At 44.1% G+C, this 25,393-nt stretch carries 18 protein-coding genes; 13 read left to right on the forward strand and 5 right to left on the reverse strand.

Annotated features, from left to right (window positions below):
• Window positions 1-12 precede the first annotated feature (12 nt).
• On the forward strand, window positions 13-795 hold the full coding sequence (locus J2Z28_RS17105) for an SDR family NAD(P)-dependent oxidoreductase (RefSeq protein WP_211083409.1): 783 nt from the start codon (window positions 13-15) through the stop codon (window positions 793-795).
• A 10-nt stretch (window positions 796-805) separates the two neighbouring features.
• Here J2Z28_RS17105 and J2Z28_RS17110 read toward each other — a convergent pair whose 3' ends face one another.
• A complete protein-coding gene (locus J2Z28_RS17110; RefSeq protein WP_211083410.1) occupies window positions 806-907 on the reverse strand; it encodes an IS3 family transposase in 102 nt (33 codons plus the stop codon).
• Window positions 908-1,005: 98 nt separating this feature from the next.
• On the opposite strand from J2Z28_RS17110, the gene J2Z28_RS17115 reads away from it, so the two are divergent.
• From J2Z28_RS17115 to J2Z28_RS17155, 9 genes are all read left to right on the forward strand, one after another.
• A complete protein-coding gene (locus J2Z28_RS17115; protein WP_211083411.1) occupies window positions 1,006-1,953 on the forward strand; it encodes an ABC transporter permease in 948 nt (315 codons plus the stop codon).
• A gap of 13 nt (window positions 1,954-1,966) precedes the next feature.
• Complete coding sequence (locus tag J2Z28_RS17120; RefSeq protein ID WP_076210617.1) at window positions 1,967-2,836, forward strand: carbohydrate ABC transporter permease; 870 nt, start codon at window positions 1,967-1,969, stop codon at window positions 2,834-2,836.
• 65 nt (window positions 2,837-2,901) lie between these two features.
• The gene (locus J2Z28_RS17125) at window positions 2,902-4,488 is read left to right on the forward strand and encodes an extracellular solute-binding protein (protein ID WP_211083412.1); all 1,587 of its coding nucleotides are present in this window, start codon (window positions 2,902-2,904) and stop codon (window positions 4,486-4,488) included.
• Window positions 4,489-4,581: 93 nt separating this feature from the next.
• A complete protein-coding gene (locus J2Z28_RS17130) occupies window positions 4,582-6,321 on the forward strand; it encodes a sensor histidine kinase (RefSeq protein WP_211083413.1) in 1,740 nt (579 codons plus the stop codon).
• Window positions 6,321-7,931 carry a response regulator transcription factor gene (locus J2Z28_RS17135; RefSeq protein WP_211083414.1) on the forward strand — a complete coding sequence of 537 codons (1,611 nt, stop codon included), beginning with the start codon at window positions 6,321-6,323 and terminating at the stop codon, window positions 7,929-7,931. Before J2Z28_RS17130 ends, J2Z28_RS17135 begins: the two co-directional genes overlap by 1 nt.
• A 96-nt stretch (window positions 7,932-8,027) precedes the next feature.
• Window positions 8,028-10,259, forward strand: coding sequence for an FAD-dependent oxidoreductase (locus J2Z28_RS17140; protein ID WP_211083415.1), 2,232 nt, complete (start codon window positions 8,028-8,030; stop codon window positions 10,257-10,259).
• A gap of 16 nt (window positions 10,260-10,275) precedes the next feature.
• Window positions 10,276-11,484, forward strand: coding sequence for an SGNH/GDSL hydrolase family protein (locus J2Z28_RS17145; protein WP_211083416.1), 1,209 nt, complete (start codon window positions 10,276-10,278; stop codon window positions 11,482-11,484).
• 228 nt (window positions 11,485-11,712) lie between these two features.
• The gene (locus tag J2Z28_RS17150) at window positions 11,713-16,776 is read left to right on the forward strand and encodes a golvesin C-terminal-like domain-containing protein (RefSeq protein WP_211083417.1); all 5,064 of its coding nucleotides are present in this window, start codon (window positions 11,713-11,715) and stop codon (window positions 16,774-16,776) included.
• A 339-nt stretch (window positions 16,777-17,115) separates the two neighbouring features.
• Window positions 17,116-18,003 (forward strand): cation diffusion facilitator family transporter, encoded by an 888-nt coding sequence (locus tag J2Z28_RS17155; protein ID WP_211083418.1) that lies wholly within the window; start codon window positions 17,116-17,118, stop codon window positions 18,001-18,003.
• 126 nt (window positions 18,004-18,129) lie between these two features.
• Here the strand turns inward: J2Z28_RS17155 and J2Z28_RS17160 are convergent, their stop codons facing one another.
• The 4 genes from J2Z28_RS17160 to J2Z28_RS17175 all read right to left on the reverse strand — a co-directional run bounded on the left by J2Z28_RS17160 (window position 18,130) and on the right by J2Z28_RS17175 (window position 22,096).
• The gene (locus J2Z28_RS17160) at window positions 18,130-18,600 is read right to left on the reverse strand and encodes a ferritin family protein (protein ID WP_211083419.1); all 471 of its coding nucleotides are present in this window, start codon (window positions 18,598-18,600) and stop codon (window positions 18,130-18,132) included.
• 106 nt (window positions 18,601-18,706) lie between these two features.
• Window positions 18,707-19,147: a hypothetical protein gene (locus J2Z28_RS17165; protein ID WP_211083420.1), complete on the reverse strand. Its 441-nt coding sequence runs from the start codon at window positions 19,145-19,147 to the stop codon at window positions 18,707-18,709.
• A gap of 449 nt (window positions 19,148-19,596) precedes the next feature.
• Window positions 19,597-20,973: an MmgE/PrpD family protein gene (locus J2Z28_RS17170; protein WP_244988361.1), complete on the reverse strand. Its 1,377-nt coding sequence runs from the start codon at window positions 20,971-20,973 to the stop codon at window positions 19,597-19,599.
• A gap of 163 nt (window positions 20,974-21,136) precedes the next feature.
• On the reverse strand, window positions 21,137-22,096 hold the full coding sequence (locus tag J2Z28_RS17175) for a LysR family transcriptional regulator (RefSeq protein ID WP_211083422.1): 960 nt from the start codon (window positions 22,094-22,096) through the stop codon (window positions 21,137-21,139).
• A gap of 232 nt (window positions 22,097-22,328) precedes the next feature.
• Here J2Z28_RS17175 and J2Z28_RS17180 point away from each other — a divergent pair, with 232 nt between their 5' ends.
• From J2Z28_RS17180 to J2Z28_RS17190, 3 genes are read left to right on the forward strand one after another with little or no spacing between them, the layout of a single operon-like run.
• Complete coding sequence (locus tag J2Z28_RS17180) at window positions 22,329-22,886, forward strand: DJ-1 family glyoxalase III (RefSeq protein WP_211083423.1); 558 nt, start codon at window positions 22,329-22,331, stop codon at window positions 22,884-22,886.
• 12 nt (window positions 22,887-22,898) lie between these two features.
• A complete protein-coding gene (locus tag J2Z28_RS17185) occupies window positions 22,899-23,453 on the forward strand; it encodes a DJ-1 family glyoxalase III (RefSeq protein ID WP_211083424.1) in 555 nt (184 codons plus the stop codon).
• Window positions 23,454-23,480: 27 nt separating this feature from the next.
• Window positions 23,481-25,382 (forward strand): glucose PTS transporter subunit IIA, encoded by a 1,902-nt coding sequence (locus J2Z28_RS17190; protein WP_211083425.1) that lies wholly within the window; start codon window positions 23,481-23,483, stop codon window positions 25,380-25,382.
• Window positions 25,383-25,393: the final 11 nt, after the last annotated feature.

Below are 25,393 nucleotides of genomic sequence, written 5' to 3' on the forward strand. Positions count from 1 at the left end.
GAGGAAACAGTTATGGATTTGGGATTAAAGGATAAAGTAGCACTAATTACAGGCGGCAGCAAAGGAATCGGGCTAGAGACAGCAGTGATCTTAGCATCGGAAGGCGCAAAGGTGGCAATCGTTGCCCGCAACAAAGAGGCGCTCCAAGCTGCGGCGCAACGAATTAAAGAAACTACGGGTACAGATGCACTAGTCATTTCTGCAGATATTTCAGTAGAAGCAGAGGTACGAAGTGCGGTGGAACAGACTGCAGAGCATTTCGGTGGACTGGATATCTTGGTCAACAATGCGGGAACCTCTGCGGCCTGGCCGTTTGAAGAGGTCGGTACCGAAAGCTGGGCTGCTGACCTGGATTTGAAATTGTTAGGAGCAGTCCACAGTTCTAAGGCGGCAGTTTCTCATATGCGCCAAAGAGGTGGTGGTTCTATCCTTAATGTGACGGCGACTGTTGGGAAGACACCATCTGCGTCATCTTTGCCAACATCAGTCAGCCGAGCTGCAGGTCTTGCACTTACGAAGGCGATGAGCAAAGACCTCGCCAAGGACAATATTCGTGTTAACGCGGTGTGCATCGGTCTGATTCGTAGCGATCAGATTGAACGGAAATGGCAGGCTTCAGCACCAGAGCAAAGTTGGGAGGAATTCGCTTCCAACCCAATTCATGGCATCCCACTACAGAGGATAGGTCATACCGAAGAGGCGGCAAAAGTTATTGCTTTTCTTGTGTCAGGAGCAGCCTCCTACGTAACAGGAACTGCCGTTAACATAGACGGTGGTAAATCCTCTGTACTATAAAAAAAGCGATTTAAGCTGCGGGCGTTTCCCGGTATTCAACCGGGGAACGCCCGTTTAGTCTTTTCTGGAATCGGTTCTGGTTATAGAACAGAATATATTCGCTCGCTGACATACCTTCCTTAAAATCTTATAAAAAATTCTTGATATATCAGAAATTTATCCGATAGGTGGGTGCTATTATACAAATACAAACAAAGACGAGGTGATGAAATGCAAGCAAAATTGGCAGCGGACGCCATTCCCATCTCCAAAAAGCGAAAGACATGGATAAGGACGATACAAAGGTACAAAGTGATGTATGCTCTCTTATTACCAGCCTTAATTTACTTTGCGGTATTCAAATACATTCCTATGGCGGGAATCATGATAGCTTTTAAAAACTACAACTTGGCTTTGGGACTATGGGATAGCCCATGGGTGGGATTCAAAAATTTTACCGATTTTATGAACGGCGTTTATTTCTGGGACATCATGAAAAATACGATTGTTATATCTCTGTATAAGCTATTGTTCGGTTTCTCCGCGCCCATCGTACTTGCTTTACTCCTCAATGAAGTGTATAGCCAATGGTTTAAGAAAATCGTACAGACAATCACTTATTTGCCTCATTTTCTATCATGGGTCATTGTGTATGGAATTATGGTAGCCTTACTAGCTCCAGGGGACGGTCTCTTTAACATGATTTTAAAGGATTTAGGTGTTGAACCCATCTCGTTTCTAACGGAACCTGCCTGGGGCAGAATGCTGATCATCTTATCTGAAGTATGGAAGGATATTGGATGGGGGGCGATTTTGTACCTTGCCGCCTTGGCAGGAATCGATCCAAGCTTATATGAAGCGGCTCGAATGGATGGCGCTTCCAAATGGAGACAGCTCTGGCATATCACGTTACCCGGTATTCGAGGAGTCATTATTCTGATGCTGATTCTTAAATTAAGCCATATCCTGGATGCGGGTTTTGACCAAATATTCATGTTTGCCAACACCTTTAACCAGGAGAAGATCGATATTATCGACACATGGGTATACCGGGAAGGGTTGGAGCGTCTTAAGATTGGCTTGGCTACTGCTGTAGGATTGTTTAAAGCTGTCATCGGATTTGCTTTAGTGTTGGCAGCGAATAAGCTCGCCAAAAAATTCGATGGGCAAATCTGGTGAGGTGGTCTTTAGAATGATCCATATGACAATCGGTGAAAAAGTCTGGCAAACCGTCGTTTATGTAATTCTTATTTTGTTATCCCTACTGTGCGTGCTACCTTTTCTATATGTGGTTGCTGTCTCCGTAACACCAGAATCGGAAGTATTAAGAAGAGGGATTGTGATTATACCAGAGTCCTTTACCTTTCTGGCCTATAAAGAAGTATTCATTTCTCATGGGATCTGGCAGGCGTATAAAATTACGTTATTTCGAACAATTGTAGGCACTGCGTTAAACGTGTTTTTTACGGTAATCGCGGCCTACCCGTTATCCAAAAAATATTTGCCCGGAAGAAGTCCATTTTTACTCTTCATTGTGTTTACCATGATGTTCAGTGGGGGATTAATTCCGACTTATTTACTAATCCGCTCTTTGGGATTGTTAAACAGTCCTTGGGTATTGATTATTCCAAATCTCATTAGTGCATTTAATCTGGTGATCATCAAAGGTTTTTTTGAACAATTACCTGGTGAAATTGAGGAATCAGCGAGGGTAGACGGTGCCAGTGAACTTCAGACGTTATGGCGGATCATTTTACCCCTGTCCTTACCCGTCCTTTCCACCATTTCCTTATTTTACGCAGTTGGGCATTGGAACAGTTATTTTGATGCCATTGTATATATCAATGATTCCAACTACATGCCACTTCAAGTGATTTTGCGTAACATCCTGCTTAACGTTGCAACTCAAAGCGCTGATTCGCTCGCCAATTCCGGAGCTGTCAGCACGTTCGCTGTGCAGATGGCCACAGTTGTTGTAACTACAGTCCCGATATTGATCGTTTATCCATTTTTGCAAAAGCATTTTACCAAAGGTGTACTCCTGGGATCCGTTAAAGGATAAAAGGTGTTCCAACCTAACTTATTACGGGGAAACCGTGATAATATACAAGCAGAGGAGAGGTCAATATGCAGCGTAAAAAGATTTCATTTGCTATTCTGTCGGCAATCTTAGGACTTGGAACGCTATTGTCAGGATGTGGGGGAACTGAAGAAATTACATCGACAACTTCGGGTAATTCGCAAGGCCAGTCTGGCCAGTTTGCAACCAAAATGAAAATCTCAATGTTTAACCAAGGCACTTTTAATGCTGCTGCTCCGGTACCTCCACGTGAAGAAGATATTCAACGTCAAATGTTGGAAGAAGAGATGAACATCGACTTGGAGATGATGATTCCTCAGGCTGGTCAAGCAACAACCAAACTGAATACACTCATTGCAGGCGGGGATATTCCAGACCTGATTTTCTTGAAAAGTCGTGCTGATCTTGCGCAATATTACGACCAAGGAGTTCTTGCGGATTTGACACCGTATATGGACCAATTCCCTGAACTACAGAAACGATTTGGCACCGACTCCTGGGAGGCGATGTCCTATCAAGGAAAAACCATTGGAGTTCCAGGCTATGATAATGTAAACGGTATCAGTCGAAGCTTCTTCATCCGAAACGATTGGCTGAAAAAGCTGAATATGGAGGTACCAACGACACCTGATGAGTTGTTCGAAGTTATGAAAGCCTTTACAGAGAAAGATCCGGACGGGAATGGCAAAAACGATACGTACGGATTCATCGGCGGTATGAATAAAGAAGGTAATCTGCAAACCTATGGCTTTGATAGCTTGATGTGGATGTTTGGCGTCAATCCTCCTTCAGCCGTTGAGATAAAAGATAATGAACCGGTATTTCTGTTTATCGATCCCAAAATGAAAGAGGCGCTTGCTTACATTAATAAAATGATGGCAGCCAAAGTGGTTGACCCGGACTGGGTAACGATGAATTCGCCTGATCTGTTGGACCAAAAGATGTTTAAGGGTAGAGTTGGCTTCATGATCAGAGATGCTCGCAGACTAGAGCCGGACTATCAGCAGAAAATGAAAGAAATTAGTGGCGAGGTGCCGGAATGGATCGTTATTCCTCCGATGAAAGGTCCTTACGGGGATCAAATTGTAGAGAGAAAATCATTCCAAGGCAATTCATGGGCCATATCCGCAAAAGCGGACGAGGAAAAAATCATTCGGATCTTGTCCATGCTGAATTATCTCTTTACGGATGAAGAAGCTTATCCAAACTTTGCATACGGAATCAAAGGCATCCATTGGGATGTCGTAGACGGCAAGATCAAAAATAAAACCTCCGAGTTATCAAAGGAAATGAAAGAAAAATACCTGTGGGTTGATCATTATAGAATGCCACGCCGTGGTGATGATGCAGAGTACTTCAGCTTCCAGAATCCGAAGACAGCAGAAGCTTTCAAGGACAATCAGCAATATGTGGGGCCAACGTTGCCCGGAAATTTATTGACCCCAGACCCTAGCGATACCTTGGATGCTGACCGCACACGTTTCATTAATGAAAGCTTGGTTAAATTTATGACGGGCAAAGAGCCTCTTTCCAACTGGGACAATTTCCTCCAGACGCTGGATACCAAGTTTGACATGCAGAAATATAAGGAAACAGCAATCCAGCAATTTAAAGAAGCCGGCCTTATCAAGTAAAAATAAACGAAGAGAGAGTGGCTATTCGTAGCCCCTCTCTTTATTAGCATATGCTATTCTTAGTTTAAAACGGAACTAAAAGGAAGATGATGGATGCGAAGAAGAATCAGCTTGCCTTTAAAATTATTTTTTATCGTGTTTGCCTTTGTATTAGGCTGCATCATCTTGATAAGCCAATTGTCTTATCGCTATGTTCAAAAGGAAATAAGAACCAATGACATTTTTTACACCAATCAAATACTAGACAAGGTTGACCAGTATTTCACCGTTAATTTTTCCTCCTTCCAGACGATTCTCTTCTCAGTTGAAACATCAGTGAAAGCCAACATTAACAATACCGAAGTGATTAAAAAGCAATTAAGGGAGCTGTATGAACTCAACAGTATTTATGTCAGTAATATTTATTTGATCAAAAGCGATTTATCCATTTTGGGTGGAAGTACACCTACTCGAATATTCGATGAACCTTTATCTGAAAGAGCACCTTTATTTGATGCGGCTGACAAGAATAGAAGGACTACCTTTGTTAGTGAACCTTACAAATCGAAGTATTCCGGCTGGACCGTTACGATGGTTCGATATCTGAACGGTGCTCCGTTTCCTATGGCCATCGCGGTTGATTTAGATCTAAATGCCATTGAAGAAACCTTATTCAAGATTAATAAACAGGAACAAATGAATCTGGCTCTGATCACTGCGTCAGGTAAGATCATTGCCGGATTTTCTGAAAATAAAGGACCTCTGAATATCCAAGATCATTCTTTTTCGATCGGAGAGACGTCAGCGGAAGAAATTCTGGATACAACAGAAACAAATCTTCAACTGTATACCAACGATGGTATTCCGGTCTCCCTTTTGAAAAAACCAACGGAGAAGTTCAACTGGACCATCATCTCGATCAACGATGAATCACGCTTGAAAGCAGCGTTGTCCAGATTGGAAACCTATTACCTCGAGCTTCTCGCTGCAGGTCTTCTTTTAAGTTTGTTCATTTCTTTTTTGGTTGCCAAATATATAAGAAAACCACTCTATACGCTCAAAACAAAAATGAAGCAGGTGGAACAAGGTATCCTCACAACGACAATAACGATTAATCGAAACGATGAGTTTGGCGATCTTTCACGAGCATTCGATCGTATGCTTCAGCAAATTGTTGAACTGATTCGCCGAGCTGAACTTCATAATGAACTTGAGCGGAAGTTGGAAATCCAGGTGTTACAGTCTCAAATTAACCCTCATTTTCTGTATAACACACTTGGTTCAATCAGCAATGTAATACGTCTCGGACAAATAGAGAAAGTAGATGTGGTGATCGGATCGCTTATTTCATTATTGGAATACGGAATAGACGATGCTTCAGAGAAGGTTTCCCTACGCCAGGAATTACGCAATGTAGCAGACTATATCGAAATCCAGAACATTCGGTATAACCGAAACTTCAACTTGATTGAAGATATCGAAGCAGGGTTAATGGATTTTCCGGTTTTCCGAATGCTGCTGCAGCCTCTTGTGGAGAATAGTATCTTCCATGGTTACAACGGTGGGGGAATTGAGGGCCCTATTACGATTCATGCCTACAGGGAGGATGGCATCGTCATCATTGAAGTTGTTGACCAAGGTGAGGGAATTCCGGCCGATAAAATAAAGCATATTTTAATCTCAGAACCGAGTGAAGAGGAAGTAAAAAGAAAAAGAATCGGGCTGAATAATATTCAGGGTCGAATAAGACTTCACTACGGAGATCAATTCGGGCTGGATATCATAAGCATACCTAAGGAAATAACCCGTATACGCGCTGTATTCCCGGCAGAATTGCCAAAAGGAGATGCATAATGGGGAGAGACTATACCTGCTTCATTGTTGACGATGAAGACCTGATCATTCAACGATTGGAATTGTTTTTTAATGAGCTCTCTCATAGGGATAGGCGTTTTGTTCTGGTGGGCAAAGCGAATAATGGGCTGAATGGGATCGAGGAGATCATAAAACTTAAACCGGATATCGTCATATCCGATATTGTAATGCCGCGAATGGACGGAATCTCCATGATTGAGCAGCTCAAGGCGGAGCTCCCCCATACCCAGTACATACTGCTGACCGCCTATTCATCCTTCGAATACGCTCAGCGAGCGATTCAAGCCAACGTATTGGAGTACATTGTAAAGGTTCCGCTGAGGGAAGCGGATTTGAATCGAGCGTTGGATAAGGCAGCCGGAATTTTAAATGAGTTTGAGATAAAAGAGGCGGAGTTTCACTCGTTAAACGTATCCGTGCTTGAAAATAAATACAGAGTCCGCAAGCAATTTTTTAACGAATTGATCCGAGGTGAAATTCCTTCTCATCGAGCATCGGATTTTGCCAATCGCATGCAGTTTCATTTCTTTCAAGCCAACTATTGCTGCTTCATCGTTGAGATGAATACGTATGAAAGTTTCCGAAACGAATACGCGGCCGCCGATCAAAACATCTTGAAGTATGCGATAACAAATATCATCGAAGAAACGGTGATGAATGGTAGTAGTGGGGTAGCTGCGGATCTGTCGGATAATCGTTTTATTGGTTTTTTATCCTGGGAAAATAACCGCAGTGATATGGAAACGGAATATGCCTGCCTATCCTTGGGAGGGCAGATCATCTCTCATTTACATCAATATTTGAATAAAAGAGTATCTGTCGCTTTTGGAAGTCCACACCGAGGCTGGGAATCGATCAAACAGGCGTACACGGAAGCTAAAAATGTGAGTGAGGATTTCTATTATCATACCGAAAAAGTCGTAAAAACACCGATGCATCGGTTCCAATACCATAATGACAAAAAAGCAGACTTTCAGCAGAAGCTGGCTGATTTTCTTATACGGCTGAAACGAAAGATTTCCAAGGAAGAGCTGGATAATGCACTTGCCGATCTGTCGCAATTTGTTACGGACCATAAAATCCACAAGTCTATCATGGCGCCAATGATTAGAGACTTGTACAGAGACATTACCGTGAAGTTTAAATCAGGGAATAAGATGGCCACGGAAGTCCCAGAGTTCCCCATGGAATTTATGGCTTTTCAGGAGCAGCTCGCCTATATTGGCGACTTCACATTCGAATACGTGCATGCGGGCCAACTGTTACATCGTGCAGAAATTATGAGTGCTATGCATTTTATAGAGACAAACTTGAAACAACGCTTAACATTGGAGGCAATTGCCGAGGAAGTGAATCTAGCGCCATCGTATTTTAGCAGCTTATTCAAAAAAACAATGAACGAAGGCGTGATTAGCTACATTAATCGTAAAAAAATTCATCTCGCCCTCGAGTTGTTAAACGTTCGGGATTATTCTTTATTGGAATTGTGCGAGGAAGTAGGCATCGTCAATGAAGGGTATTTTTGCAAACTGTTTAAAGAATACACGGGTGATACACCTAAGCAATATCGGATAAAAATGACACGGTAGGAACCCAAATAAGGATGCAAAAAATGTGTGATTTTTTCGCGAAATCCTGTAAAAAAAAAGGGGCCAAAACCATTACCATGATAGGAGCATCTAATCATGGAGGTTATCAAAATGGAGCTTATGAAAGCAGATGTAACCGTCATAGGTGGAGGAATTGCCGGGATATGTGCCGCCATTGCTGCCGCACGCCAAGGACTCCTGGTTTCACTTATCAATGATCGGCCGGTTCTTGGGGGAAATGCGAGCAGCGAGGTCAGAGTTCATATCAACGGGTCTGCATATCTCGGAAACAGTCCATCCTATTATGCTCGCGAAGGCGGGTTGGTGGAAGAACTCAAGCTGAAGATCTTTCATTATAATCCGTTATACAACAAAAAGCTTATGCTTTCACTTTCGGATACGGTCTTGCTCGACATGGTGTATGATGAGCCCAACATTTCTCTATTTCTGAATACATGTGTACATGAAACGGGCATGGAGAACGGCAGAATCAAATGGGTGGAGGGCCTTCAATTGGCTTCAGAGAGAAAATTTCGTTTTGAAAGCCCAACCTACATTGATTGCTCCGGGGATGGAATTGTTGGATACCAAGCTGGTGCTCACTTCCGATGGGGAAGAGAGGCGAAGCATGAATACCAGGAGGAGCTCGCTCCAGAAGTGGCGGATCATTACACGATGGGTGATACAATTCTGTTTCAAGCCCGTGACGTAAACTATTCCGTTCCTTACAAAAGGCCAGGCTTTGCGTATGATATTACGAAGCTGGAGTTTTTTGATAGTATCAGAAAAGGATTAAACCATCGATCTTTTCCAAGGAAAATCAACGGGCTTGGCGGATTGTGGTGGCTGGAATACGGCGGACATATGGATATTATCAAGAATAATGAAGACATCGCATTGGAACTGCGGAAATTGGTATACGGGATCTGGGATTATATCAAAAATAGCGGTGAGTTTGATGATGTAGACAACCTCATCCTGGACTATGTATGCCCGATTCCGGGGAAACGAGAGTCGAGGCGGTTTATCGGGGAACACATGCTGTCTCAGAACGATCTTACAACAAAGACTCATTTCGAAGATGCGGTATCCGTCGGAGGCTGGTATATGGATCTGCATGCAAATAAAGGCATCTACGATGAAGGGCCGGCTACAGCGTGGAATTTCGTGCCGGGATTATATAATATCCCTTTCCGCAGCTTATTTTCACGCAATATCCCAAATCTCATGTTCGCTGGCCGCAATATAAGCGCTACCCATGTCGCTTTTGGATCTACAAGGGTGATGGCAACCTGTGGTTGTATGGGGCAGGCGGTAGGAACGGCTGCTGCGTTATGCGTAAAATATGATACAGACCCTGCGGCCATCGTCAAAGCGCATATGGGTGAGCTTCAGGCGCAGCTGCTTCGAGACGGGCAAACAATTGTAGGGCTTCAAGAGCCGTTAGATCCTTATTTCGCAGACGGATTAACGATTCGTGCCTCGTCTCAGCGAAGTTATGAACAACTTCATCCAACCGAAGAGATCTCCTTGGAGAAAGCGTTATGTTTGGTCTTGCCGATTCAGACACCCGTGGTTGAAAGCGTGCAGATCAAAATTAAAAATAGATCCGAGCATTCGGAAACGTTGCAAGTGAAGCTGTTTGGCGGGGATCGGAAGGAAAACTATATTCCCACCAGCGAGCTGAAGGGATACAACTTGGTGATTTCAGCGGGTCACGATGACTGGATTACACTGGACCTCAGCTGCAAGAAGCCAGAAGACGACAAAATCTACATCGTATTGGAAGGTACGGCGGACCTTGCTGTATATGGCAATGAAGAAAAAATGACAGGAGCGGTGAGCTTCCTTTATAAGCCGGAAGAGCCATCCAGACTGAAGAAGCTTAATAAAAGCATTTGTTTCAAGGATCTGCTACCATCTCTGGATATGTATAATCCCGCGAATGTCGTCAACGGTTTCTCCAGACCTTATGGTCTGCCTAACGGCTGGATTTCGGAACGTACGGAAGGACAGGAATGGTTGGAGTTTGGTTTTGCAAGCCCCAAGAATCTGGATGAAATTCATCTTGTTTTTAATTCGCAGCTGAATTTGGAGCATTTCGACGATCCGATCGAGCCATTGATCCAAGATTATGATGTGACCTTAACCTTAGAAGATGGAAGCGAGAGTGAAATTAAAGTCCGTGGGAATTATCTTTCGTTGAATAAACATCAGGTGCATGCACAAGCTGTAACCCAAATCCGGTTTGATTTCTGTGCAACGTATGGTTCGCCTTATTATGAAGTGTTTGCTGTAAAACTTTTTGCTCCTAATAACGCTAAGTGAGGGCGGTGAAGTCACAATGAAGGAATTTTTTCCTCGAAGAGGGCTGCCTAATGTCATTCAGAAGTTGGAAAATGGAGAAACAGTAACAATAGTCTATTTTGGCGGCAGTAATACACGGTCGAAAGGATACAGGGTCATGACGGCGGATTGGCTGCGAGGGCAATATCCCCATGCGGATATCCGCGCTGTGAATGCAGGCATTGATGGGACAGGATCGGACCTCGGCTGCGCCCGTTTGGAGACAGATGTACTGCGTCATCAGCCTGATCTCGTATTTGTTGAATTCGTTGGAAACGATGGGGGAGTTCCCGAATCCAAAGCGCGGATCGAAGGCATTGTCCGACAGATTCGCAAGCGCAGCCGGTTTACCGATATCCTGTTTGTATATACGGTTAAGGAGCGGGATTTGACCTCATTTCAATCCGGCCAATACCAGAAGGGCGCTCGTATGCAAGAGGAAGTCGCCGACTATTACGGCATTCCTTCGATTCATCTGGGCGTAGCAGTCAGTCAATTAGTTTTGGATGGAAAGCTCATTTTCACCTTAAGAGCAGACGTGTCTATTCCCGGAGCCGTTATTTTTACACATGATTCCATCCATCCAACGATTCCCGAAGGACACCAGATTTACACAGATACAATCACACGGTCGATTGAGAAAATGAGCGAAATTCGAGATAACGTGGGAAAAGTGGAACATCACTTGCCGCAGGACCCCTTGGTCCCATGCAATCCTTGGGAGTATGCAACCATGCTGCCACTGGATCGTCTTACTCATTTTACAGCAGGGTGGTCTTACATGACCTCTGATGACTTTCCTTTAGTACGTGAGTATGATTGGTTGTTCCCCGGTCTATGGCGAGCAGTTGATGCCGGAGAGACGATCACAGTGGAGTTTGAGGGAACCCACATCGGCTTATTTGATATCGGGGGGCCGGATTCTGGCCGATTGAAGGTGTCGGTGGATGGAAGGGAACCCTTCCTTGTTGATCGATTCACACCCTATAACGATCATAATCGAAATCAATATGTTTTCTTGCCGGAGTTACCAAATGGGAAACATACAGTTCGCTTCGAGATCGATCACGAGAAAACTGACAAAGCGGCCGTGTTTGAGGCAAGTGGTAATGAACGAAGTATGGAACATGTTCGGCAGCATCCAGCTTGGTATGATCAAACGGTCATTCAGCTTGGAAAGTTGTTATTGGTGCAGCCGCCATTATAATGGATGGGTTCACTTGGAACACTTGGAAGACCTATATTCTATCTGACTGCAACTGAGCAATCAATTAGGATGTAGGTTTCTTTTTTTACTTAAAATCGTATAAGAAATTCTTAAAATGAAAGAAATTTCACCGTGATCTAACATGCTAAGATAAAAACGACAGAGCGGGATTAGGCAGATAACTCATTTTTGGAAGCGTTATCATTATAAGGAGAGGCTGTGAATTGTATGGTCAAAAGGAAGCTGTTTTTCTTCATCGTTTTCATGTTGACGATCGTAGTTCCTTTCAGCCTGATCGGAATAAGGACCGCTTATGCGGAGACCTTACCTTATCAGACGATTATCATCGATGACGGGAGTATCAAGATCAATGATGTTGTGACACCTGATGCGGATAACGAGAACAATGGATATGCGGCTCCAAATTGGACTACAAGCACAGGGGTGAAGGGGTATGATCTTTCCAGCACCAAATATACGAGTACAGCAGGCAGAACGATAACATGGAATCCACGCTTGGACGCAGGAACGGCGAAAATATCGTTCTATAAGCTGGATTGGGCAGATAAAGCAGATAGCAATGTGAAAATCGAAATTGTTCATAATGGAACAACGGATGTGGTCTTTATGGATCTAAGACCCTCATATGGCGCTCCAGCAGGCTGGGTTGATTTGGGAGAGTACTATTTTTCCGGGGTTGGTGAAGAATTTGTTAAACTGACCCGGTCTACCGGCACCACAAACACGATCCTTACGCGAGCGGATGCGGTCAAGTTCGAAGGGAATATAAGGCAGAAAGAGCCACATAAGACAATCATCATTGATGATGGGAGCCTCACAATTGATCATGTCGTTACGGTTGATTCCGGCAACGCTAATAACGGATTCTCCGCTCCATATTGGAGCACAAGCGCGGGAGTGAAGGGATACAATAATTCCAGTTCCAAATTTACAGACGCTGTAGGTAGAAGCATCACCTGGAATCCTCGCTTGGAAGCAGGGACGGCGAGAATATCGTTCTATAAGCTGGATTGGGCGGATAAAGCAGATAGTAATGTGAAGATTGAGATTGTTCATAACGGGATAACGGATGTTAAGTTTATGGATCTAAGACCTTCGTCAGGTCCATCGGTTGGATGGGTGGATCTGGGGGAGTATGAGTTTAGTGGTGATGATAGCGAATTTGTCAGGCTGACTCGAACGCAGCCTTCTACGGGTACAATTATTACGCGGGCTGATGCAGTCAAGTTCGAGGGGAATATCCGTCAACAAGCACCACCGCTCCCCCCACTAAGAAGCCGTACCTTAGCGAATCTCAGTTACACAGAGAAAGGCAGCATCGAAAATACTAACTACAAGGCAACCTTCTATGAGGCAGCATGGGATGAAGGTAAATCCATCGTTCGTGACATGTTCTACAAAAACACGGAGACAGGGAACTGGGTTCCAATCAATAATGAATCGGAAAGACTTGAGGAACAATGGGTTTTATTGGACGGGAATGCGGGGAGCCGAACCAATTACTATGATACGATGAACAAACGCTGGATTACATTCGACGGGGTCCATTTTCCAGACAGCCAGACGGCGGTATTAACCGATTCTACGCATGGCAGTGATTACGATTTTGAAGTGAACTGGTCCATGGCAGGGGATAAACCAGATGTTTCTTTTGCCTTTACGCCTCGCCGCGACGGCAACTACGTGATTGGATACCAGTCCTTCACAACAGAGGCAGTCTCGGGCATCAATGAAGTGTTAAATGGATTCAGGTCACATGCCAAAATGGTAGGTACGGTGGAATCAACAAGCTTGCGGGAGCTGAGCGCTCCGATGAGTCTGGTTGAGAAGAATGATAGTGCGGGAAATCCATTGACGTATGGTGTATTTGTACCTTCGGCAGAGCTTCCGGTTGAATTTGAACCGACGGGAGGTGTTACGAAACAACGGCTTGGCATGAGCCTGGTCAACAACGAAGGCAGCGTGCAGCCAATCCTGTATGCGCCTCAATTAGGGACTTATTCGCAAATGACCGCAGAAAACACCTATCAATTTCATATGGGGCTAATCGCGCAAAAAAGCAATCTGTATGAGTCCTACGCGGATATTCTTCGCAATGAGTACGGTTATTCAGCATACCGCGAAAATGTGTCAGATCAGTCGCTTACTGACGCGATGTTTAATATGATCGATTTGCTTAAGGTTGAGCCACAAGGGGACGATTCTGTTAATTATGTCCCATCACCCAGCGGGTGGTGGAGCCGTGCCAAGGGTTTTATTGATATCGAAAACGAGGATAGCGTTCGAACAAGCTCGAATGCAGTTCTTTTGGGAGCTTATTATTTAACTGGGGATGACCAGCTATACGATACGAGAGCACTGCCGTCCGTCCAGTATGGCGTATCGCGGAATGGTATCGGTTGGTCGCCAACGCAGAAGAAAGTATACGGTGTGCCTTCCTTATGGAAAATGGCTACTCTGCCGTTCGATGTTTCAAGCGTAGCCGCTGTCAATCAGATGATGGGCACTTCGGCAGGAATTGGGGCACTGGCACAGGAAGAATACCTCGTGCGTGACCCGGATCAGAAAGACCGGGGTCCTGTCATTCAACCCCTGATGATGTATCGGATGACGGGAGATGCGCAGTATTTGCAAGCTGCGAAGGATGCAGCCGACAGTTATATCACGCAACATATCGATACGCCTGCATCCGTCGATGTGAGTAAAAATGAGTTCATTTATTATTACAGCAAGCTGTGGATGGAGATCTTGGAGCTTTATGAGGAAACTCAGGATCCCAAATACTTGGATGCCGCCTATAAGGAAGCCAAACGCTATGCAACCATGTTCGTTGCTCGTCCAGTTCCTGAAGGTAACGTTACGATTCCGCAGCCGGAGACATATAATTACGCGGAGTCGTTCCATTGGCCGGAAAGTGGTAAATTTCAATATCCAAGACTCAAGCTTCCCGAAGATATTGGCGGAGGGGTTCAAGCGGAGCGTTGGCTTGTTTCACCGAGCGGATTGACGTTTGAAGCAGGAAGTACAACCGGCTATTATCGGATGAATGCTCAGGAAGCTCCGTTCATGCTGAGATTGTCGCTCTATACAGGGGATGAACTGCTGCAGGATATTGCTCATAATGCGGTTATTGGACGATATTCCAGTTATCCAGGTTATTATTATAAAGGGTTCGCCGTTAGCCAACTTGAACCGGACTTTCCTCTGGAAGGCCCAAGCGGGGCTACATCCATCTATTATCACCATATCCCTGGGCAACTCGGGCAAACGATGGATTATTTGATCAGCGAACAATCATTGAAATCGAACGGCAGTATTACGTTTCCTTCCGTTTTTGAAACGAATTTTTTATGGTTCAAATATCACCTCTATGGCAATAAACCAGGCCAATTTTATGGTAATTCGGACGTCTGGCTTTGGATGCCCAAGGGGATTATTAAGACCAACCATCCTCAATTGAATTGGATAACGGGTGAGAGCGGGGATAAACTCTACATCGGGTTAAGCAACGTATCTTCAGAAGAAGTTCAGACTCCAATTGAATTAAATGAACATATCATTGGATTCAACCCGGCACAGGACTACACCGTAACGATCATCCGCGACAATGGTACACCTGAGCAAGCAGTTATGAGTGGCGGAATCATTCAAGCCACTGTTTCAGGCAAGGGCATCACCGCGATCATTGTAGAGGGACTCGATATTGATGTACCGCTGCATCAGGTCAGAACGGCAGATACATCGGATGACAGTTATTTTTTTGATACCCACAGTCCAATTGATGCGGTTAAAGGCATGCTGATCGTTAAGCCCGACGAAACGGTTTATGATGCTTATGTGCAGGCCAAAACGACAAAACCAGCGACAATCCATTATTCCTTGGATGGCGGGGCCACGTACACGACCATCCCAGATACGATATACCCGATGGAATGGTCGATACGAGTGAATGATTTATCTCAAACTTTCACTTATTACGTGGAATCGGAGGGGAAACAGACCCGTAAGCGGACACTTTATCTGCCTGATCAGGTATCGGAAACTCCAGTCCAACCCGATGGGCAGGATAGTTCAACCATCATTGTGGATAATACGGATGCGGAGACAGAAGGTGTCTGGATAAGGGATACGACGGCTAACGATTATTATTATGATAACTATGTGTATGCCAAATCTACGACCGGCACAGCGACAAGCAAAATGAGATGGCGGCCTGAGCTGCCGGAAAGTGTCACTTACAGTGTGTATTACAAGATTCCGCAAATCACGGCTGCGAGTGAAAATTGGGCAACAAATGCCTCATTTACCGTTTATCACAGCGGAGGCTCCCAGACCGTTACTGTTGATGAGACAACAGCGAATGGTACTTGGGTGCACCTGGGAGATTATCCTTTTGCTGCAGGCGATAGCGGTTACGTGGAACTAACTAATAAGGCCAACAAGTCCAGAGTCGTTGCCGATGCAATCATGTGGGTGGACCCAAACAAGATACCGCAATTGGAGTCTGCTGTGATCATGTCCGATCGGAACGAGCTGCAGATGACTCAAACCGCACAACTGAGCGTAACCGGTTATTTAGATAACGGTTTGATCGGTGATCTTACACAGGCTGATGTGCAGTATTTCGTTGATCGTACGGATCTGGCTGAAGTGAATAGCAGTGGGGTGTTGACCCTTCTTAATCTTGATGGAGACACGGATCACATTGAGGTATGGGCTACTGCTACGATTGACGGTGTGACCCTAACCACAGCACCTTTGAATATCACGATCAGGGACCTAACGGTTATCGTGGACAGTACAAATACAACAGGGTTATACACGACAGAAGGGTCTTGGAGCCAAAGCAATTTAGCTGGATACAAAATTGGGGTTAAATCCCGCTATTCAACAGTTCAAGGATCATCAGCAACGTGGAAAGGCCAGTTTCCAGAAGGGAAATATACGGTCTCGATCTATAAACTCGTCCATACGACGGGAAATGATAATAATGTCAAAGTGGAAGTGCAGCATAAAACGGGTACCGAGGTCATCTATATGGATGCAACGGTCGGCTCATCGGGTTGGGTTAATCTGGGAACGTTCGACTTTACGGGTGACGGTAGCGAATATGTCCGGTTAACCAGAGTTACGCCTACAACGGTAGACCCGCCAACGCTTCCTGCGGATATGATCTATACGAGGGTTGACGCGGTTATGTTCGAACGGCATTCCGATGATTCGGAGCTGCTTGCCAATGAGGTGCAAGGTGAACCGACACTTTCTGAATAATGGCAGTGAATTATGAATGGAAGTGGGATCGAAGGTAAGTGATGTTATACAAATGATTGTAAAATAACGCCAAGAGCCGAGTGGATCAAAACGATCCATTTGGCTCTTTGTGTCTAAGTGCAAGAAAGTGTGGTTACAAGGAAGGCAGTCAGCCACCTTCCTCTTACCACCCATTAAGCACTTAAGTTTGCCAAATCCAACTTTTTTGGGTTCTCGTAAAAGTCTTGCCGCATTCAGATTATGTTTCATAACACTTAAAACGTTTCTCTAGACCCACACAAATGTTCGATGATACCATCATAAACGTGCCAGAAATGAAGATAGCAGGGGGATATCATTGTGGATCAACTCAAATACGATAATCTAAAGCTGGGAGAGCGCGGAGCCATCATCAGCATTATCGCCTACATATGTTTGACCGTATTAAAACTGGTCATTGGTAACATGGCCGGATCAGAAGCACTCAAGGCGGATGGATTAAATAATGCTACCGATATTGTGGCATCCATTGCCGTACTGATTGGCTTGAAGCTTGCCCAACGCCCCGCCGATAAAGATCACAGATATGGTCACTGGAGAGCAGAGACCGTTGCGTCACTTGTTGCTTCTTTTATCATGATGGCGGTAGGTTTGCAAGTACTGTTTGAAGCCATTGGTTCTGTGTTTCAGGGTACACATGAATCTCCGGATATCATCGCCGCGTACACAGGCATTTTCTGTGCGGTTGTCATGTATCTGGTCTATCGCTATAACAAAAGACTTGCTAAACGTATTAAAAGTCAGGCGGTCATGGCTGCAGCTCGAGATAATATTTCCGATGCCTGGGTGAGTACCGGTACGGTCATTGGGATCGTGGGTTCCCAGTTCGGCCTCCCATGGCTGGACCCTGTAACGGCTGTCATCGTAGGTTTCCTGATCTGCAAGACCGCTTGGGACATTTTCAAGGAAGCCACACATCATCTGACCGATGGTTTTGATGTTGAACTGATTCAGGAGTACAAAAAAACGATTGCCGGAATTGACAGCGTAGAGACAGTTAAAGACGTGAGAGCACGGAACTATGGCAATAATGTTGTAGTAGACGTTGTCATAACAGTCCATGCTGGCCTGGACCTTCAACAAGCACACGATATCTGTACAGACGTGGAGAACGAGTTAATGGAGGAGCATGACGTATACACCGTTCACGTTCATGTGGAACCTGATACGTTGGAAGAGTGCATTTAAACTCAGGATTATAAAAGAGCGACTCGGCAAAGCAAAAAAACCAGTGAGCTTTACTCATTCACTGGTTTTCGTTGATTTCAGTTTTTCACTTTTAAAAGAATACTCGGTTATTGATCCCATACATGACTATCTCGGCAAATTGTAGGTAATCAGATTGTTATATTTATCGGCATGTTTCTGTTCGTCCAGGATGATTCCCCACACCGTGTCTTTATAGATGCCATAAGGGAGACCAAACCATATTTTTCTATACTTTTCCACGGCCGCCAATTCACCCTGAAACGCCTTTTGCAGTCCCGCAAGATAAGAAGTGACTGTCTCAACCGGCTCACTGCTTATGCCCGTAATCTCCTGACCTGTCAGATCCTTGTACATTTGGCGGAACATTTGATTATGTCCGCGTTCATCATTGCGGATGCTCGTGATGATAGCAGCCTGATTGGCATCAGGTGACATCTTAATCAGTGAATCATAGAATACCTCATCATTTCTTTCTCCTTGAACAGCCGTTTTGATTAATTCAAGCGCTTCGGCTGATGATGTTGCCCATACCGGAGTAAAAGTATACCTGTAACCATAAGGATATGCCACATACATTACGAATCCCTCCAAGATGAATATGAGTTAAGATATGCACGTATGCCCATCAGCGTTAACCCATATCATCTGTCCTGCCTTATTAGTCGAAAGCTTCAGTGAAACTTCACTTCGTATACCTCAATAGCTTACTGTAACCATAAGCAAGAACAAATGGCAGGAGGTATGACAAGAAGGTCCAAAGAATGTTCCATCCATTAAAATAAATGACATGCCCCATCATTTTGGCAAGCCATTCTAATAATGTGAGAGACGCGGCTGAAACAAGAATCGCCACCCATGGCTTGGCTTCTTTGACTATGACGGCATACATCATCAGGCATCCGGCAATTGGATAGACCCCAAGATTCATCGGAAGAGCAGCGAAGGATTGGTTATGTGTATTCGGGAGAATATTCCAGAAGTAATTAAACCCAATATTGTTGATGCAAGACGCAATAGCCACGCCGAGTGGATAAAATAGAATAAGGATTGTAAAGTTCCGACGCAGAATCCATACACCCAATATAATGGGAATGACCATACCCAACAAAAAGTTTCCTAACATGCATTTTTCCTCCAAAGCTTGTTACTTGTATAGCTCACAATAAGCTGCATCACTCCGTTGTCTTCTCTTCCAGAAGGCGATCCACCTTATCTGTAAGTGCATCCAATTTTTTATCATAATGCTTGTACGTATAGAATCCAATGACTGCTTTGACTGCAAAAAAGAGCACCGCAGCAATGACAATGAGAATATAGTTGTGGCTAATCTGCCTTAACCAATCGTTAACTGCATTTATCGGATTTCTCTCCCTTCAATGCAAGTAGTTTTGTATAAGGTAACCAACTCCATGGGATATAATGCATATTAGCAAATTCGGAACAGGCATGTGTGAGTCCAAACGTTGAAAAGGCCGCTTATCCAACAAGGATAAGCGACCTGGGTGAACTACGGTTCACCCTTTTTCATATTCATCTTATTCAACTGAGAACGGTATTAGCTAGTCAAGTCGCTTACACACAAAGCAATTTATCCACATGATTTAAGTTCTCCAAATGTTGGATAAGCTTAAATCGTTCTTGTTTTGTTCCATCAAAAGGTGTTCCTTCAAGAAATCGATTGAATTTCTGTTCAAGCATATTCCAGCCAAACGGAGTTTCCATATCGCCTAGAGGTACAGGCATCCACCGTTCATATATATTGCCATCATGTGTAGTTATAACAACATGGGCAGCGCAAAAATGAGTCGGATGATCAGCCAGATATTGCTGCACTTCATCATCCAGGGTTACTGTAATTTTTTGTACCAGCTCCTGAACCTCCGGATCGGTGAAGCTATTGAATATTAATTCCTCTGAGTCCATACGACCGTATTTGAGAGCCACGGCTGAAGTGAATTGTGTGCTGGCCTGTGCTCCGATTGCGGTCTTGGGTTTAGGATTCGTCAGACGATATACAAATGAAGAGGTCCTCACATCAACAGACTTGATCTTGGATGGTGTTAAACTATAGTCTGCACGAAGTTCCAACATAGCATCCAGAGTGGCGTGTAATCCACGCTGGCAGGCATGGCGTTTGAAATAAATGTCAGTCACTTTAAAATCAGTTTCCAGTCCTTCCAGCACATGACTTGTGTCACAATGCCCGCTTGTTCCTTTGAAGGCCTGAAAGAATCCATACTTTCCTTCCAAAGCTGCATCAGGACCCGTGAAGCCACAGGATGCCAGTCTCACGGCCCTTAATCCGGTCAATGCCGCCCAGCCACTGCATAAAATTTTCCCTGAAGTTCCATCATTCTGATATTCAATCAAACCTCCTGTGAAAAGAGAAGCAATTCCCATCGCATCCTTGGTCTGCTTGGTATCTGCATTTGTTAATTTACTTACCAAGGCCGCTGCTGCGACAGCGCCGCATACCCCGGTAGCATCAAATCCTCTTTCCCGGTACATAAATGGATTGATCGCTTCGCCTAACCGAGCATATACGTCATAAGCCGCAACAATGGCGGTGATCATCTGTTTCCCATCGTTTCGGTGAAGCTGAGCCATACTTAGCAGGAGCGGAACAAGCACAGATCCAGGGTGGCCCATGGCGTGGCGATAGCCGTCATCCAGGTCTGCACAACGTGCCATCATGGTATGAATAAAGACAGCATGATCTGTGCTAGTGCGAACATCCTGTTCACCAATCAATGAGACCAAGTCTTCATTTTTAATAATAGAGTCTGCCAATCTTGCATATTCCAAAATGCGTTCACTTGTTTCGGAGTATCGACCAAATATCATATTACCGTAAGAGTCGAGTATTACCTGTTTACCTACTTCGATAGCCCTCTCTGAGAGATCCTCATATTGAAGACGGGTTATGTAGCTGGCAAGTTCTACAATCATATGATTCACAACAGTTCACCTCGTTATTTTGACTTCAATCCGCAAATACACGGGAAGTTTACATAACAAAAATATAAAGTTGGCATGATGTTGAACTCAAGCACAAGTTAACTGCACTAACTCAACTTTTGTATGCACATAAGTAATTGAACGCCAATATGATTCAATTGCTTTGATGCAACGAAGGGGTGCAATAACGTTTGACTATTTTTTTCAAATCCTCTACGTAAGAGGGGAAAATTTTAGATTTGTGATAGATCAATGCAAGCGGGTGAAGATAAGAAAAATCAGCGATTGGAAATACATGAAGGTGAGAATTCGTATGATTAGACTCATTTAATGCATGAATCCCTGAAAGATACATCGTTAATGAAAAACTGGCCGCGTAATCCTCAGCACACAAAAGGTGATGGATATCCGGTTGCGTCAATTCGTTAATACAATGCAGGGATATGTTACGTTCAGAGAGATGTTTATCGAGCAAAATACGAGAATTGAAGTTTTTCTTATTTAGAACAAAGGGTACATGTTGAAACAGACTCAAATCCGCACCCTGGTTAAATGTTTCGATGCACTCGGGATATTGATCAGGGAAATACTGCTTGAGCAAATTGTCCGAGATTACCATGTACATCTGCTCAAGCAGAATCGTTTCATACTTTACATTTTGAGTAACGATATTGTCTACACCCGAGAGAAACAGATCCAGTGAATTGTTTAACACCATCTCCTGCATTTGCGGTGAGGTTGTACGATGAATTTTAAGCTCCACTTTGGGATGCAGGGCATAAAACTCTTTTAATAATTTCGGCACGATAATGGGATAGCGGCCTTCGGTAACGCCAAAATGAATCGTTCCTGACTTATCCTCTTTAAGATCAGTAAGTTGATTTTCCATGTTTTGATCCAGCAGCTCAATTTGACGAAGCGTATCTTGCATAATTTTCCCCGCTGCTGTCAGCGCAATTTTAGGTTTTCTTTCGAAGAACGAAACACCATGTTTTTCTTCCAAGCTTTTCAGGTATTTGCTTAGTGATTGATGGGAAATATATAGTCGTTTCGCTGCATTGGAAATGTTTAGCTCTTCGGACAGAACCAAAAAATATTTATAGTTATTAAGCATGCATACCTCCTGAGGTAATCTACTGTGTGACTCTGATGTAAATACGTTAGATGCAACTCGGTTAAAGATCATCATACTGCAACTATTAGTTACATACAAGCAATCTAAATGTGCTTTGGGGTTGCGAATATCTATGATAAATTATGAATGTATTCACGATGTCCATAGCGGTGTAAGCGTGAGCAATATGCAAATGTCTGCTCCAAAATATAATTAACAGGAGGTTATGTGCGTGAGTAAAGTTGCAGTTCTATTAGCAGAAGGATTTGAAGAAAGTGAAACCCTGACGATTGTTGATATTTTGAGAAGAGCACATATCGAATGTCACATGATTAGTACTGCGGGTGAGTTGGTTCGTGGTAGTCATGACATCGTGGTCAAGGCTGATGCGCTTATCAGTGAAGATGTTAAAACTTACGATATGATCGTACTTCCTGGAGGAATGCCTGGGGCCGCTAATCTTCGTGATGATGACCATGTAATTCAACTTATTCAGGAAATGAACCAGTCCGGCAAATATGTAGCAGCCATGTGTGCGGCACCTCTTGCACTAGGCAAAGCAGGTGTGTTGGAGAACAAAAATTTTACCGCTTATGTAGGTTATGATCAGAAAATTGAAACCAGCGGTACTTTCAAAGAAGATATTGTTGTTAAAGATGGAAATCTGATTACAAGCCGCGGCCCCGCGACGTCTTATGCTTTCGCTTTTGCATTAGTGGATGCCTTAGGCGGAGACAGCATGGCTGTCAAAAATCGTATGGTTTATTTCAATGCATTTGATGCTGAATAGGAGGGAACTGAAATGACGAATAAAGTAGCAGTATTGATGGCGGAAGGTTACGAAGAGGGCGAGACTCTGACGATTGTGGATATTTTGAGAAGAGCTGGCTTGACCTGTGACACGTTTTATTTTGGTGATAAGCTGGTTAAGGGCATGCACGGCATCTTTGTAGAAGCAGACAAACCTTTTGGCGAAGAAGTAAAGCAGTATGACATGATCGTTCTGCCGGGAGGCCGCCCAGGTGGACAAAACCTGAAGGAAAATCCGGATGTGATTGACATGGTGCAGTACTTCAATCAGAACAATAAGTACATTGGCGCAATGTGTTCCGGTACGGTGGTACTGTCCGATGCGAAGGTCATTGAGGGCAAACAGGTAACAGGTTATGTAGGGTACGCTGAGAAATTGATTGGCGGCATCTTCAAGGATGAAGTCGTCGTAGCTGACCAGAATCTCGTTACAAGCCAAGGGCCTGCAACACCTTATCCATTTGCATACAAAATTGCAGAAGTTTTCGGCAAAGATACATCAGGCCTACGTGAAAAGATGTTATACAACTTTGCCGGAGGCAAGTAAAGACAGCTAAGAGGGCGGGGGAATCATATGAAAACAGAGGAATTGGCTAAGGAGATTATCGCTAACATTGGACAGGATAATATTACGTATGCCACGCATTGTGCAACCAGATTGAGATTCAACGTAAAAGATGAGTCTCAGGTTAACTTGAAAGCGCTTGATCGACTGGAAGGTGTCCTGCGAGCCCAGTTTAACAGCGGTCAGTTACAGATCATCATTGGCGCAAAAGTGAAAAGCGTCTTTGACGCAGTAAGTGAAAAGCTTGACTTGGAAAATCAGGACATTGAAGTGAAAGCAGTACAACAAAAAAAGAATGTGATTTCCCGAGTCGTGGAAACGGTGGCAGGTATATTCGGGCCAGTCATTCCAGTGTTGATTGGGTGCGGTATGGTGAAGTCTGTGCTTGCAATCCTGACGACAATGAATCTTCTTGAGACAACAAGTGGTGCGTACCAAACCTTTAGTCTGATTAGCGATCTTATTTTCTATTTTTTCCCCTTCTTCCTTGCAGTCAGCGCGGCCAAGAAGTTCAAAACCAACGAATATCTGGCTGTGGCCCTTGCCGGGGCTTACATGTATCCCACCATTATGGAAGGTGCAGCAAAAGTGGCAGAGACGGGTGTTACCAGTTTAATCTTTTTCGGCCTTCCATTATTGCTCGTGAACTATAAATCAACGATCATTCCGATTATTATTTCGGTTTGGGTGATGAGCTACGTCTACCGGTTTGTTAATAAGCGAATACCCGATATGTTTAAAATTTTGTTTGTGCCGATGATTGTGTTGTTCATTATGGTTCCACTTGGATTAATTGTTTTCGGACCTCTAGGAACCTACTTTGGCAGTGGAGTTGCGCAAATTGTAACGTATTTGTATACAGTGAATGGCGTCATTGGTGCATTTTTATTTGGAACATTCAGACCCCTTCTAATTATATTTGGCATGCATTACGCGATTACTCCAATTAACAGCCAGCTCATTGCTGAATATGGATACTCGGTAATTTCACCTGCAAACTTGACTGGAAATCTGGCTCAAGCCGGGGCATGTATTGGTGTATTCCTCTTATTGAAACATAAAGCGAGCAAATCCAGTGCTCTATCCAGTGGTGTAACGGCGATGTTTGGTATTACCGAACCGGCTATCTTCGGATTCAACCTTAAGTACAAGCGTCCTTTTATCTGTGCGATGCTTGCAGGAGGTATCGGAGCAGCTTACATCAATTTCTGGGGTGGAGGAGCAACGGCTCTGATTCTGCCAGGTATCCTGGCCTTGCCAACCTATATCGCTGACAGTTATATACACATCATTATCGGGGTAGCAATCAGCATTACGCTTGCACTGGTTGCCGTCTTGATCTGGGGAATTGAAGAAGAGATTCCAGCTCCAGTTACTGCAAATGTTGGCAATGGAACAGATGGTTCTGCTGCCGCTAATGCGATTGCGGCGACCTCAGAATCTCATGCTTTGACTCGACCAACCGGAATTATGATCATTGGCTCTCCGATTAACGGGATAGTTAAAAATATAACTGAAATCGACGATCCCATCTTTGCTCTGGGGAGCGGTGCCGCAGTTGAATCAATCGATGGCAAAGTATACGCGCCATTTGACGGTAAAGTTGTATCGCTGTTCCCAACCAAACATGCCATTGGACTGATGTCGAATGAAGGAGTGGAGATGCTTGTTCACGTAGGGATTAACACCGTCAAGTTGAAAGGAAAGCATTTCACAGCTTATGTGCAGCAGGATCAGGTGATTAAGCAAGGAGATCTGCTGATCGAATATGATCATGAAGCTATTCGGGCAGCAGGATTTGATACGGTCGTGCCCATCATTATATCAAATACTTTTGAATATCAGAGTGTTGAGCAGATTGCTGAGGATCGGGTTGTCCAAAACGAAGCACTGTTACGCATTCACGCTTAGAGGTGGTAAAT

The organism is Paenibacillus xylanexedens, assembly GCF_017874615.1.
GTDB classification, from domain to species: domain Bacteria; phylum Bacillota; class Bacilli; order Paenibacillales; family Paenibacillaceae; genus Paenibacillus; species Paenibacillus xylanexedens.